Here is a 14,086-nt window from a genome sequence, read left to right as displayed (position 1 = left end):
TTATCATGTTCGCATTGGCATGCTTAAAAGCTTCCTCAGCAGTTACAGAATAATCTTTTTCTTCCTGTGCACTTACTGCCGGTATTAACACCATACCAACCAGCAGTGTTGCTAAAACAAGTATACCTACTCCAATTTTATTACGGTTCATTACTTTATCTCCTGTGGATCTTATACCCAGGAGGCAGAATCAGGCAAGCTAAGCCTTAAATACAGACAAAGCTAACATAACTCATGCCTTTAGGGCGTATTTTGTGGAGTTCGGGCGGTACCTGGAAAACACTTCTGAACTCCATAAATCCCTTCGATCTAACTCCTTATAAGTTTTCTGGCCATTCTCTCTAACTATCCGTTTTTCATACCTGTTTTGAATCTAAAGTTATCTCCTGATCGTTGATAGTTCGATGATCTGGCCAGAAACTATATAACGAATACTCGACTGCAACCATATTCTGCATATTATAAATATCAGAAGTAACACAAAATAAAATATACTAAGCCAATACCTGTATTGACTTATAGTATTCTTGAACTACTTTGCAGTCCCTGACTGCGAGATCATGCACAGGCTGGTACGATTCCCCACTTTTCTCCACAAGTTATCTTTCACTATTCTCGTCATGTACCTCGCGAGTTCTGGATCGACCTACCAACCAGATGAAGTAACAAATTGAAAGTCAGTGCCGCAAAGATCCGATCACTAAATTAAACTCTGTTCACACGCAAACTGTACCTTGTTTCCACATCATACATACCCTTGAGTTCTTCTTCAGTCAGGAAACCTTTCTCTATTAGCTTACTGAGGTTCTTCCTATCAACTGATTCGACCATATCCCAGAGTTCACGTTCCACAAGATAAGGCTTTAGCCTGTTAATGTGCCAGAGCTTCCAATCCGCCCTGTGCCGCCTGAGCTCCACATGCCCTATTCTCAGGACATCAATTTCTTTTTCCGCAAAGGTATCCATAATTCGGGCTCTAAGTTCTTCCCGCCTCTTTTCCAGAATGGATATTGCAGAGACAAGCTCTTCATACTCAAGCGCAACATCGGCAAGATCCATCTCTTCGGGGTCCTGCTCACTGATATCAAGTTCCATTGTCCTGTACTCCCGTTCAGATCCTTAAACTTCACAAATATATTTATTTTTCATTCTTTATTATTTAACTGCTTTTTCCTGCTTTCGGTCTTTCCTGCATTCAGTCATTCCTGCTTTCGGTCTTTCCTGCTTGAACTGGTTTTTCCTGTTTTAGTATATGCAGGTAATAAGGTTTAATAGCTGATATTCTTGCAGGAATTTATTATTGAATATGAGCTGTATACTGACCTTTTGTATCTGGCTCAGAAATGCTTATCGAGTAAAACTCCCTCTTATCTCATTAGAAAAATTTCCGACAGGCGGTCTTTACAATCTTTAAAGCCTCTTCAGACTTTATTTAAGGGAATTTGTCGGGGTGGTTCCATAACATCAGTAAATAATCTTGAGAAAGCAAAAACAAAAGAAGAACTGAGCCTTCTCCTCCCGAAGATAAATAACGTACTGGATTCCGAACCTGCCGTGCTCCGGATTGACCCGGCATTTACGGAGTCTATTATGCTTATCGGGGACATCCATGGAGACCTAGATGCCCTTAACTTTGTAATGGAAATGAGAGAAGAACTTGGCTGTAAATACATGCTTTTTCTGGGTGACTATGTAGACCGCGGGATGCAGGGCACAGAAGTCCTTATAAGGCTTTTCCGGCTGAAACTTGAGGAGCCTCAAAACATTTTCCTGCTCAGAGGGAACCATGAAACTGTGGATATGAACCTCTATTACGGCTTTTTTGAGGAAATTGGCTTTGATCAGGGTTTTCTCCTGAATGTCAGCAGGACATATGACAGGCTGCCGGTAGCAGCAATAATCTCGGGGCATACCTTCTGTGTGCACGGAGGAATCAATGGAACCGAGAGTGTTGATGCCATCACAAAAGAAGGCGCTTTTCCTTATCTATGGAATGACCCCTCAAAAAGTCCGGGGCTGAGCAAATCATCAAGAGGTTCTACCGTTAAGGAGTTCGGGCCTGATATTGTTGACGGCTTTTTAGAAACAAATGGTTTGAAAAAGATTGTGAGAGGGCATACAGCTCTCAGAACCGGATATGAATGGTGGTTCGACGGGAAACTGCTTTCCCTTTTCTCCTGCCCGGATTATGTCGGACTCGGAAACGCTGCTGCTTTTGCCTATATAGAGAAAGGAGAACTGAAAATTATTGCCTTTGGAAATCGGTCTCAGTAAAACCGAAAATTTGGCCTGAACAGGAAAGAAAAAGCCGGATTAAAGCAAAAAATCAGTTAAAATCAATGAAAAGTTGCTCCAGCCTGAGTCACTACTTCAAACTGGAGTCTTTATATATGCCGGATTGTCGATAGTTGTTATTTTTGAATGCCGGAATATTTTGGTTCGGATTATTTGGTTATTATTTGGTTATTATTTGATGCTTAGATTTGATGCTTAGATTTGATGCTTAGATTTGATGCTTAGATTTGATGCTTAGATTTGATGCTTAGATTTGATGCTTAGATTTGATGCTTAGATTTGATGCTTAGATTTGATGCTTAGATTTGATGATTAGATTTGATGCTTAATTGCTCTTAATCAAGAATAATCCAGGAATCGGTCATTTTGTTCCCTATATCCGGATCGAGCTGCATTGCTTTTGTATACTGGATCTTAGCTTCGTCAAAACGACTCATTTTTCTCATGAGCAGTCCGTAGTTGTAGTGGAGTGGAGGATAATATGGATTGAGAGCAAGGGCTTTCTTGTATTCGTCCTCTGCTTCAGGTAAGCGCCCGAGTTCTGAAAGAAGGTTTCCGTAGCTGTAATGTCCCTCAACGCTTTCCGGGTCAAGACTTAGAGCTTTTTTGTATTCCATTTCAGCTTCGTACCTTCTTCCAAAGCGAGCAAGAAGGTTTGCATAGTTTGAGTGGACTTTTGCATCGTTCTGGTCAAGGGCAAGGGCTTCCATATACTGTTCTTCAGCTTCCGAGACCCGGCCTTCCCTTGCGAGGAGGTTTCCGTAGTTGAACAGAGTTCTCCTGTGCCTGGGGTTAAGGGAAAGGGCCTTTCTGTACTCGACCTCGGCTTCCGAAGAGCGCCCAAGGAAAGAGAGCAAAACCCCGAAGTTGTGGTGGAGGCTTGGGTCTTCGGGGTCCAGCTTCATGGCAAGTCTGTATTCTTTCTCGGCGTCCCTGAGCCTTCCGAGTTCAAAGAGCAGGTTTGCATACCCGCCTCTGGCAGGGACATAGTTCGGGTTACCGGCAAGTGCTCTCGAGTAACATTCCTCTGCTTCATCTACATGCCCGTATTCGGCCAGAAGGTAAGCGTACCCGGTATTTGCCTTTACATTTTCGGGCGAGGTTTCAAGAACGGTTTTATACTCATTTTCGGCTTCCTGAACCCTTCCGAGCTCTAAAAGAAGCTCAGAGTAAGCACATCTTACATCTGCATTTTCAGGGTTTTCGTTCAGGATTTCAAGGTAGCTTGCTTCGGCTTCAGGGGAAAAGCCCAGTACATGTGCTGCAATACCCAGCGCATAGCAGGAATCTTCGCGAAGCTTTCCGGAAGCCTGCATTAAGCAGACCTTTGCAAAAACGTATTCTTCCAGGTGCATTTTTTGCTGCTTGCATGCGTTAGAGAGTTCAAGTAAAAGTTTTGGGGGATAAGATTTTTCTTTAGAGCTTTTCAGAGCAAAATCAGCTGCACAGGAGAGGTTTTTCTGGTCAGATCCGATTATTCCAATAACATCGTACACAAAATCGTCAATAGCATCAAAGTCCATGTATCCGGCACCTCAGAAAAGTGAATGTTCTGGTAGGGGGTTGTCAGTGTAACATCCGGAGTATAGTTTACGCTTAATTGAATATATTAGTGAGTGAATATTGCGTATGATTATTAGACATACTATTAGTGTTTGAATAGTGTATAAGAGACCGAGTATAATATTATAATTATCGTATAACATTCTATCCCTTTATTACGCAAAATAAAACCACTGATTGCATTGAACGACAACGGTTTCATAAAAAAATATATTTTGCAGGATAAAAAACAAGGGATGTAGGGCAGGAGACGTAATAAAAATAGATCATTGATTATAAAAACATAAAAAGTGTTACTATTAACTGGAATGAAAAAACGAAAACTAAATAAATAAAAATACGAATAGAAAAGAAAAGCATATCTAATGATAGTATTAGCCAGAGGGAAAAGGAATTAAATAATTTTTACTAAGGCATAAATTCAACGTTTAAAAATAACTGGTTTGTATCAAATTAGAGGTAAACAGCAGGTAAACCATAAGTAAACCATAGGTTTATACTGTTTTTAGCTATTTTTACCGTTTTTATAATTTCATCAATTTTATCGCTTTTTTGGAAGTGCCTGAGAAATCTGTTGATGTTATTCCGGGAAACCTGAATGACAGTTCCGTTACATTCTTTTTAACTCCCTTTTGGTAATTATAAAGCCCATTTATTAGATTTAACTCCCTATTGGTAAACAGATGCCCCTTTTATCCAGCGCATAGTATTGCCTGCCGCTTTAGCCTGCCTGAGTCTGCCTGAACCCGCCTGAGTCCACCTGAGTCCGCTTGAGCCCATCTGCATACAATAGGTAAAAACGAAAGCATTAGCTGAACAGAAACTCTGAGCCAAAAATATCAACCGTGTTTTTTCAGAATTTTCATAATGATAAAAAACCCTGCAAGGTTTATTGCTCCTATCAGGAAATATCCTATCAGGTGCGTTGAGTTCCTGCCAAAAATCGAATCTCCGTCTCCGAAAACACCTGCAGAGCTGGTTTCTTCTTTTGCTCCCTCCAGGGAGGATTCACTTTCCTTTGTTTTGGCTCCTTTACTCCCGAATTCGATCACCGAATCAGTTTTAAGAGAAAACTCTTTCTCCTTTTCTTCAAGGCTATTTCCGGAATTCAGAACAGCCCCGACAGCATAGGAGTTCTCCGGCTCAAGGCCGAGGAAAAGGAACTGGTCATCGTTTCCTGGAGATGAGATTACTTTTCCATCTTTCCTGAGTTCTACGGATCCTTTTTCAGGAAGTTTGACTTTCAGGTTCACGTGCCCTGTAAGCAGGATCTGCTCTCCTTGCGTAAACCTGGGCCTGTCCGGGACATCAAGGATTCCAAGAAGGGTGGGAGCAAAGTCCTCCTGCCCGAATTCTCCCCTGATAACTCCGCTCTCGACATCCTGCGCATATACGATGAGCGGGACCATCTGCGCTTCATCCGATACCGAGTATTTTTCGGACTGATGCCCTCCTTTAGAACCATCTGCCGAAAAAGCCATCCCATGGTCTGAGGTCAGGACAAAAGCAAGGTTGTTTTTTTCACATAGTTTATAGAGGGATAAAAGCTCCGAATCAAGGTTTTCGATGCAGTCTATATATCCATAGTTGCCCCTGTAGTGCCCGCTCATATCAATTGCCCCTACATTGACAGTCAGCAAGTATTTTTGCCCGGGCCTGTTTTTTGCCATGTACTCTACAACAGCACAGGCAGTTTCAATACCCCACCTGTTATATCCGTTATACTTTTCCCCAGTCTCTTTTGAGGTGACATATCCCGGAGCCAGGTCAGCCTTCTCTTCCATTAGCTGCAAAAGCCCGGATGGCACCGGATTATCCTGGGAATGTTCATACTGCGCAAGCACTATCTCCATCTTCTTTAGTGAGTTGTTTTCATCCCTCAGGACAGCATCCTGTTCGGCGCAGATTGACCAGGAATCCCCTTTTTCCATTACAGCAATACAGAGATAGCCCTCACTGTGTAAAACATCGAAAATATTTGCATCTTTAAAACTAACAAACTCGCTGTCTGCACCCGGGTTTCCGGTAACAAGGACCGAGTGTCCGCCTTCGGTAAATGTTTGCGGAGCACGAAACTCGAGAATCCGGGCACTGTTTTTGCCTATTTCCGGAATATTCTCAAGCCTGGCGTTTTCAAGGGGTGTACCGTCAAGTGCGTGCGGTGTAAGCTCCGGATAGATAAAAGGGGCACTTAAGCCGTCAACGATCAACACGACTGCACCGTCAGGTGTATTGACAGGGTTTACCTCAACCTCGGTAAGTGCAGATGCAGGAACTGGAAAAACTGCAGAAAAGATCAACAGTGTTGTAAGTAAAACCAGAATTGGAAATAATTTGAAGTTTCGGATCCCGTGAATCATTGTAAATTATTTTAGATTCATCAGCTATAAAGAATTTCCCTTTTCAAAAAAATCTGCTGGCAAAGTTCGTTGCCTTTATACATATTGTGAGACGTAGAGGACATATATACATACGGGGCTGTAGTGAAATCTTCAGATCTAAATTTTTTATTTAATATCCAGGTTTACAGGTTACCTTTTTAAAGGTTTATTTTTTTAAAGGTTTATTGTACCAGAAAGAGTAAAGGTATAACACTTGCCAAACATACCAGTAACATTCTGAAAAACCCTATCATATAATCCAAAAAACAGGGAGATTCCCCATGAAGATGAACCCACGCTGTACCTACTGCCTGCTTTCGAGAGTGCATTTTCAATCAAAGCTTTCAACGGATGATGAAGATCTGATCTGCAAGACGATTCATGAATGCCTTGACGTCATGAATAAACATTATGACCCCGAGGCGGTATCAGCATCCGTAGCAACTAAAATTCACCGAAAGTGCTATGAAATCCTCGAAGACAATGATCCATATGAAGTCACAAAAAAGCTCATCAACCAGGCTGCATTAAAAGTCCTGCCCGCAGCAAAAGAAAAAATTTACGAAAACTCTCCTGACGACGGGGAACTCTTCAGGCGGGCAGTGCTTGCGTCGGTTGTCGCGAATTATTTTGATTTCGGGATTATGGGCTTTGATGCCAGCGAAGATAAATTTGAAGCTGCTTTTCTAAAACTTTTCGAACATGGGCTTGACGTTGATGATACCCCAAAGATGATGGGGCTCCTTAAGGATGTTGTCTATATTGCCGACAACTGCGGAGAGATCCTTTTTGATATTATAGTTTTCGACGTGATAAAAAAACTCGGCGGAAATATCACACTCGTGGTCCGAGGAGGTCCCATTCTCACAGATGTTACATTAGAAGAGGTAAAAGAGTTTGAAATCGATAAAAAGGTTGACAGGATAATGACCACAGGTTCAAATGCTGTAGGTATCCTGATCGAAGAAGCCCCTGCCGAACTTCTCGACGTAATGAAAGACGCAACCCTTATCATCAGCAAGGGCATGGCAAACTACGAGACCCTCTCCGAACATAATTTCGGGCCGATTGCCTATATGCTCCTTACAAAATGCGAGTGTGTGGCTGAAGACCTCGGGCTTGAACAGGGCCTGTCGGTTGCAAAACTGATGAACTTCCCCTGAAGTTCGCGCCTGCCGGATCTTTTGTCCTGATATTTCGGGGTATATTTTTTAAGGTTTTCCGGCTGCCGGACTTTTTTCGGCAACTTTTTATTGATCAGAGCTACACATTAAATATAGTTAATGAAAAATACTTTAAGGTCAGTGCGGAATTTTATAAGATTTGACAGTTTCAAAATACAGGCAAGCCAGATAGTTATTGATATATAAGTATATATTATCAAAACCGTATAAGAAGAACAGTATAAGGAGAGATCTAAGATGTGTGAACTTAATGTAATTATGCTTCGTGGAGAAAACCGAGAGAAGGTCATGGAGTCTGTAGCAAAGATTCTGGTTGAAGGAAACTCAATTCAGCTTACCGGAATCCTCGGAGATAAAATGACGGTTGAAGGCTCGATAAAGGAAATCAATTTCTCACGCGGGGAAGCCCTTATTCTGTCAAATTGATTTTTTTACTTTTTTAGTTTACTTATTCCTGAGTTTTACCTGCTTATTGACCTTTTTTCTTTAGCAGGAATTAGATTATCTGTTTTAGTGGGAAGACAGGCCTGATAAAGAGTCTTGCTAATGTACTGAAGAACCGGTGAACTTGCTAATGTACTGAAGAACCGGTGAATTTCTAACCTTTCGGAAAACCATCTGGAAGCCCCGGAAGCACTGAATCTCTCTTCCAGTTTCTTTAATTTGCAATAACTACCCGGGAAAAGCATTTATCTATTCTTCTCTATAACCTCAGTGTTACCTGAGATATAACAATCAACAATCAGGCGTAAATTTAAAGCACTCAAAATATTTATCACTTAAATCAGTATCTTAGTTCGAAGATCGGGCAGTTTTTAGCATCTCTTAATTTCATACGTGCATTATAAATCCATGAAACACTTTAAATTTATGCATATATGTAGATTAGTTTAATTCACTACCCGGAAATCACAAACTTATAAAAAACAATTTTCAGTTGTTCAGGCTATTAGACTGTAATTCACTCTAATTTAGTCTAATTTACTACAAATTAGACTAATTTATTTAGACTAATTTACTATAATTTAGACTAATCCTGAATTGGATAGTTCAGGATAAACAGGACAGGATAATAAATGGCTAAAGCAAAGATTGCAGTAAACGGTTACGGAACTATAGGGAAAAGAGTTGCAGACGCCGTACAGGCTCAGGACGATATGGAAATCATAGGCGTTTCCAAGACAAAGCCAAACTATGAGGCTGCAGTAGCCCACCAGCTAGGGTATGACATCTATGCCCCTGCCGCCAATCTGGGAGCTTTTGAAAAGGCAGGAATACCTGCCGCAGGAAGCATTGAGGAAATGGTGGAAAAAGCCGACCTGGTTGTGGACTGCACTCCTGGAGGAGTGGGGGAAGCTAATAAAGCCCTGTACGAAAAAGCCGGGGTAAAGGCCATCTGGCAGGGTGGTGAGGAGCACGAACTTACGGGTTTTTCCTTTAACGCCGTCTCAAACTACGAAGGGGCCCTGGGCCTTGACTTCTTGAGGGTGGTTTCCTGCAACACCACAGGGCTCTGCAGGGTCATCTATCCCATAGACAAAGCGTTTGGGGTAAAGAAGGTCAGGGTAACCCTTGCCCGAAGGTCAGCCGATCCCAACGACATAAAGAAGGGGCCGATCAATGCAATCGTGCCGGACCCGATCAAGCTGCCTTCGCACCACGGTCCCGATGTGAAGACTGTTATTCCCCATATAAATATCACCTCAGCCGCAATGAAAATCCCGACGACCTTAATGCACCTGCACACCGTGAACATGGAGCTTAAGAACGAGTGCACTGCCGAAGACATCAGGAAAGTGCTTGGTTCCCAGTCCAGAGTCCGTTTCGTAGGGCAGGGCATATCTTCCACGGCTGAAATCATCGAAGTTGCCAGGGACATAAAGCGCCCCAGAAATGATATGTGGGAGAACTGCGTCTGGTCTGATTCCATCACCATGCACGAAGGAGAACTCTACTTCTTCCAGGCTATCCACCAGGAATCCATTGTGGTCCCTGAAAACGTGGATGCTATCCGCGCAATGATGGAGCTTGAGAGCGACGGCGCAAAATCAATCCAGAAAACAAATAAAGCCCTTGGGCTCTGAGCCTTCCCGAGGCTCTTGATTTCCGGGACTCAGGGTATCTGATACACTTTCTGACGAACATTCTAGTGAAATTTCTGACGAATTTCCTGAGTCCTGATTTACGAAACCTCAGTTCCAGGTACCCGAAAACCTGGTATGTGGAACCTGGAACCCTGAGATAAGAAGGATCCGACCCTTAATGACTTCAGATTCAAACTTTTTAAAATTGTGCCGGGAGGCTTTCAAGGCTGCATACGATGCAACCTGTGACCTTGTGGGCACTGATTCGGCAAGCAGCTTCGTATGTATGGGAGCTGACGGGACGCCGACTACCGGTATAGATCTTGCAGCAGAGGATGCCATTATCGAGGTGTTTAAGGCAGACGGCAGGTCCATGAGGATACTCAGTGAAGAACTTGGTGAACTTGTTATCGGGAAGTCTCCTGAGTTTTCTGTTGTGCTTGACCCCCTCGACGGGACATATAATGCTTCTGCAGGAATTCCTTTCTACAGCGTTTCAATAGCTTTTGCCTCTCACGACCTCTTAGACCTCAGGTTCGGGTATGTGAGCAACCTTGCCCTCAAGGAAGAGTATTATGCAGAAGCCGGAAAGGGCGCATATCTGAATGGGAATAAAATCAAACCCTCCGCGAATTCGGACCTGAATAAACTCTGTGTCAGTGTATACGGCTACAGGCAAAACGTGGAAAGGACCAGAAAGATATACAGCAATGTCCGTCGCGTGAGGTTGTTCGGGAGCGTGGCGCTTGAACTGTGTTATGTAGCCTCAGGCAGGCTTGATGCCTTTGTGGATGTCCGAAAGGCTCTGCGTGTAACAGATGTGGCAGCAGGTCAGCTTATCCTTGAAGAAGCCGGTGGGCTTGTTACGGACGGATACGGAAAGACTTTAAGACTTCCTGATAATGTTACTGCCAGAGTGGAGATGGTCGCGTCCAACGGACACGTACATAAAAAACTTTTAAGCTTACTCGCAGAGGGATAATTTGGCAATTAAAAAAATAGGGCTCGCATCGCGCTGTGATAGTCCTGAAGTACTTGAGATGGTAAGGAATATTATCTCGAACTTCCAGTCGAAGGTGCAGATCTATGTTTCCACTGCCACAGCCGATGTCCTGAGAATTGAGGGGACTCCTGTCGAAAGAATGAGGGACGAGGGGGTCGAACTTATCATAACTGTGGGAGGCGATGGGACAGTCCTGCGGAACATTGCCAAAATGAAAGACCCTCTTCCCATAATGGGAATTAATATGGGCACTCTCGGTTTCCTTGTAGATGTGGAGCCTGAAGATGCAATTGAGGCCATAGAGGAAGTTCTCTATGGTTTTTCGTATCTCGAAAGGATGCGGGTAGACGTTTTCCTTAATGGGGAGATGCTTGAAACAGCCACTAACGAGGTCGCTGTAATGTCTGCAAAACCCGCAAAGATTATTCAGTTTGAAGTCCACATTAATGACTGCCGGCTTGATGATATTCGCGCGGATGGTGTGGTTTTTGCAACCCCCACAGGCTCAACGGCCTATGCAATGAGCGCCGGAGGCCCTATCGTAAACCCGAGGGTAAATGCAATCGTGGTAGTCCCTGTTGCTCCTTTCAAGCTATCGTCAAGACCCTGGGTTATCCCTTCGGACAGCGAGATTACAGTAAAATTGTCAGACCCTAAAAAAGAGGCTGTAATTGCAATTGACGGGCAGAAGTCTTACAGGATCAGGGCTGATGATGTTGTCAAACTGAAGAAATCAAAATTCCCTGCGCGTTTTGTAAGGATTTCAGATACCTGCTTTTACGAGAGGGTTCAGCGGAAACTTTCCTGAAAAACCTTTTTTCAGGTTTGACTTCTCATTAACTTTAATTTTTCTTATGGCCCCAGTTTTTTTAGAACCTTTTTCTTAAAATCCGGGTTTTACTCCTGATATTCCCTGATATTTATAATCTGACACTTTCATATCTCAGGTTAAAGAACTGAAAGCGCATTTTTTACCCCTAATATGGGAACGTTGCTCTCGGAAACTCTTTTCCTCCAAGGAAAACATTTATACAGGTGTAGGTAAAGCTAATGCTTAATTCTACTAAATATAAGATTTTTTGACTTTTAATGGCGTTTTAGCCTCGTACTTTCTTATCCAGGCCTTTGAATAATTTTTCAGGGCAATTAATACAAATATCATTAAAAATAATCATAAATTCCTCAAAATGATAAAAATCACGGGAAACAATAACCATGTCAGAGAGCGAGCAGTACTCCAGAAATACACTTATGGACTTCGTCGAATATCGCCCCCTTGATATCGAAATCTGCGACGTGACTCTGCGCGACGGGGAACAGACCCCTGGCGTTGTGTTCACGAAAGAACAGAAGCTGGCAATGGCGAGTGAGCTTGATTCCATGGGTATTGAGGTTATAGAAGCCGGATTTCCGGTAGTTTCCGCATACGAAAAGGAAATCGTAAAGGAAATTGCAAGCCAGGGCTTTAATTCAAGGATCTGCTGTCTCTCAAGAGCAGTAAAAGGGGATGTAGACGCTGCCCTTGAATGTGACGTCGATATCGTGAGCATTTTCATTGCAATGTCCGACATGCACCTCAAATACAAATACCACAGGAGTTTTGAGGAAATGCTCGGCTGTGCCAAGGAAGCCATTGAATATGCAACTGACCACGGTTTAAAAGTGCGTTTTGCAGCCGAAGATGCAAGCCGTACTCCGGTTGACCGTCTCAAGCAGGCTTTCAAAGAAGTTGAAAGCGAGTACAAAGTGCAGTATGTAAGCCTCGCAGATACAGTTGGCATCCTGAACCCTATCACAACCCACTACCTTGTGAGCGAGATCTTTAAGTCCGTAAACACTTCAATCTGCATCCACTGCCACGATGACCTCGGAATGGCTACCGCTAACACCCTTGTAGCCGCCGAAGCCGGGGCAAAGCAGCTCCATACAACAGTCAATGCAATAGGAGAACGGGCAGGAAACGCCTCCCTTGAAGAAGTGATGGTAGCTCTCAGAGTACAGTACGGGATCGACCGCTATGATACAACAAAGCTGACTGCACTTTCCAGAATGGTCTCGGAATACTCAGGCATTACACCCTCGGTGAACAAAGCCGTTGTCGGACATAATGCCTTTACCCACGAATCCGGAATCCACGTCGCTGCAATCCTTGAAGAGCCGAGGACCTACGAACTCTTCCTCCCTGAGATGGTTGGCGGAAAGCGTAACCTTGTTGTCGGAAAGCACACCGGGACAAAAGCCTTAAAAGGAATCATCAACAGCATCGGCTTCTGCCTCGAACGGGACGAACTCTGTGCCCTGATCGAAAAAGTCAAGGTCTGCACCGAAGAAAAGCGTAAAAGCATCTCGCGGGAGCAGCTTGAAAAGCTAATTAGTCAGGTCAGGCAGGAACAGAAAACAAGTAAACCTGAAGGGGAAGAGAAGATTTCGATCTGAAGTGTATTACTCTATATGAAGTGTATTACAGATCTTTCTAACCCGTACAACCTTTTCGCTGTACTGTGTCATTTTTGTCACGCTCGATGCAGGACAGCAGACTTAAAAACAATATGAAGAAGAGAAAAGGCAAGTAGTAATCTAAATTTGCTTTTTACTGTATTTTCAAACTTCTTCTTTCTTACTTCTACTCTTTTCTTCCTTTTGAGAAGGGCCGCCAGACAAGCTGGCGGAGGAGCTTATTTTTACCTGGATTTAAATACAGGTTCGGGGTTAAGAAAAAGTATCATTTCAGATCGTGATCTGTTTATAAGTGTTATCCAGGATCCCTACCTGCGGTTGGCTTAATATTGTTTTTGTCTTAACCTGACAGGCCGGCTTCAAACCACTGCGGCGCGAAGAGAAACTGAAAAATTCTGTCTCGGGCTCTGGAGTATATTTATCAATATATACGCAAATTAATCAGAGAGTACTAAAAAAGGAAGCTGACATCTGATATTAGAATAAGGGATAATTGGATTAAAGAGATGGGCTGGTCAGATATCAAAGTTAACTTTTAATACCTCACACTGTGGCATATTTTTAATTTGTACACCCTCCAGTGTTCCTGTTACCTCCAGGCTATCAAATTCATTTGAACCGCAGAGCACGTCCTGATTCGGGTGTGTGCCAGGTGTGATATTGCAGTTAAGCACAGTCTTTTTACCAGCCGAAACTACGATTGGAAGCCTTGGTGATGCAGGATGTTTCTTTGGAAGAACTATTAATGGGGACCTGATTTCCCGAATCATGAAGAGAACGCATTTAAGCCCTTTTTCAGTTTTCTCATCCACCGAAAACGCAGAGGCAACAATCAGGTCATGAGGTTCCAGCCCGAGTACAATTTCTTCGTTTTCAGTTTCCAGAAAGTACTGCCCATTCGGACCTGCTTTCACAATAGCCACTATTCCTGCTGTGCCGCGCAGGAGAAGCATTTCACTTTCCTTCAGTGAAATGTCTTTAGAAGAGGTCGATTTTTCCATGTTAAAAACAAGTATCTAAAAAATCCAGTTGATTATCAGGACTCTGCTACATTTGCAGATTGGCAGGAAGGACACTTCACATTCTTGCCAATACCTTTGAATTTATTCCCACAGTCCT

The 14,086-nt window shown here is 43.1% G+C and carries 11 protein-coding genes and 1 pseudogene; 7 read left to right on the top strand and 5 right to left on the bottom strand.

Annotated elements, in window-relative coordinates; translation table 11 throughout:
- Positions 1-151, bottom strand: a pseudogene (locus EO92_RS17555) (GTPase - sulfate adenylate transferase subunit 1); the annotation flags it as partial.
- Positions 152-705: 554 nt separating this feature from the next.
- Positions 706-1,095, bottom strand: a complete 390-nt coding sequence (locus tag EO92_RS06060) for a hypothetical protein (RefSeq protein WP_235283210.1) — start codon at positions 1,093-1,095, stop codon at positions 706-708.
- Between the two features lie 231 nt (positions 1,096-1,326).
- Here EO92_RS06060 and EO92_RS06055 point away from each other — a divergent pair, with 231 nt between their 5' ends.
- Positions 1,327-2,274, top strand: coding sequence for a metallophosphoesterase (locus tag EO92_RS06055; protein ID WP_235283209.1), 948 nt, complete (start codon positions 1,327-1,329; stop codon positions 2,272-2,274).
- Between the two features lie 356 nt (positions 2,275-2,630).
- On the opposite strand, the gene EO92_RS06050 is transcribed toward EO92_RS06055, so the two are convergent.
- Both EO92_RS06050 and EO92_RS06045 read right to left on the bottom strand, forming a co-directional pair.
- On the bottom strand, positions 2,631-3,818 hold the full coding sequence (locus tag EO92_RS06050) for a lipopolysaccharide assembly protein LapB (protein WP_048170045.1): 1,188 nt from the start codon (positions 3,816-3,818) through the stop codon (positions 2,631-2,633).
- An 879-nt stretch (positions 3,819-4,697) separates the two neighbouring features.
- Positions 4,698-6,218: a sulfatase-like hydrolase/transferase gene (locus EO92_RS06045; protein ID WP_048170043.1), complete on the bottom strand. Its 1,521-nt coding sequence runs from the start codon at positions 6,216-6,218 to the stop codon at positions 4,698-4,700.
- A gap of 302 nt (positions 6,219-6,520) precedes the next feature.
- Here EO92_RS06045 and EO92_RS06040 point away from each other — a divergent pair, with 302 nt between their 5' ends.
- The 6 genes from EO92_RS06040 (at position 6,521) to EO92_RS06015 (ending at position 12,946) form a co-directional block, all read left to right on the top strand.
- Positions 6,521-7,402, top strand: a complete 882-nt coding sequence (locus EO92_RS06040; protein ID WP_048163464.1) for a DUF89 domain-containing protein — start codon at positions 6,521-6,523, stop codon at positions 7,400-7,402.
- A gap of 258 nt (positions 7,403-7,660) precedes the next feature.
- On the top strand, positions 7,661-7,849 hold the full coding sequence (locus tag EO92_RS06035; RefSeq protein ID WP_048134691.1) for a CooT family nickel-binding protein: 189 nt from the start codon (positions 7,661-7,663) through the stop codon (positions 7,847-7,849).
- A 650-nt stretch (positions 7,850-8,499) separates the two neighbouring features.
- On the top strand, positions 8,500-9,507 hold the full coding sequence (locus EO92_RS06030; RefSeq protein WP_048170039.1) for a type II glyceraldehyde-3-phosphate dehydrogenase: 1,008 nt from the start codon (positions 8,500-8,502) through the stop codon (positions 9,505-9,507).
- A gap of 178 nt (positions 9,508-9,685) precedes the next feature.
- On the top strand, positions 9,686-10,489 hold the full coding sequence (locus EO92_RS06025) for a bifunctional fructose-bisphosphatase/inositol-phosphate phosphatase (RefSeq protein WP_048135040.1): 804 nt from the start codon (positions 9,686-9,688) through the stop codon (positions 10,487-10,489).
- Between the two features lies 1 nt (position 10,490).
- On the top strand, positions 10,491-11,318 hold the full coding sequence (locus EO92_RS06020) for an NAD(+)/NADH kinase (protein ID WP_048135038.1): 828 nt from the start codon (positions 10,491-10,493) through the stop codon (positions 11,316-11,318).
- 407 nt (positions 11,319-11,725) lie between these two features.
- Entirely contained in the window at positions 11,726-12,946 is a 1,221-nt protein-coding gene (locus EO92_RS06015) for a homocitrate synthase family protein (protein WP_048170036.1), read from the top strand.
- 536 nt (positions 12,947-13,482) lie between these two features.
- Here EO92_RS06015 and EO92_RS06010 read toward each other — a convergent pair.
- Positions 13,483-13,968, bottom strand: a complete 486-nt coding sequence (locus EO92_RS06010; RefSeq protein WP_048163471.1) for a hypothetical protein — start codon at positions 13,966-13,968, stop codon at positions 13,483-13,485.
- Positions 13,969-14,086: the final 118 nt, after the last annotated feature.

It is taken from the genome of Methanosarcina sp. 2.H.A.1B.4 (assembly GCF_000979385.1).
GTDB lineage: Archaea > Halobacteriota > Methanosarcinia > Methanosarcinales > Methanosarcinaceae > Methanosarcina.
This window is presented reverse-complemented; position numbering and strand designations above follow the sequence as displayed.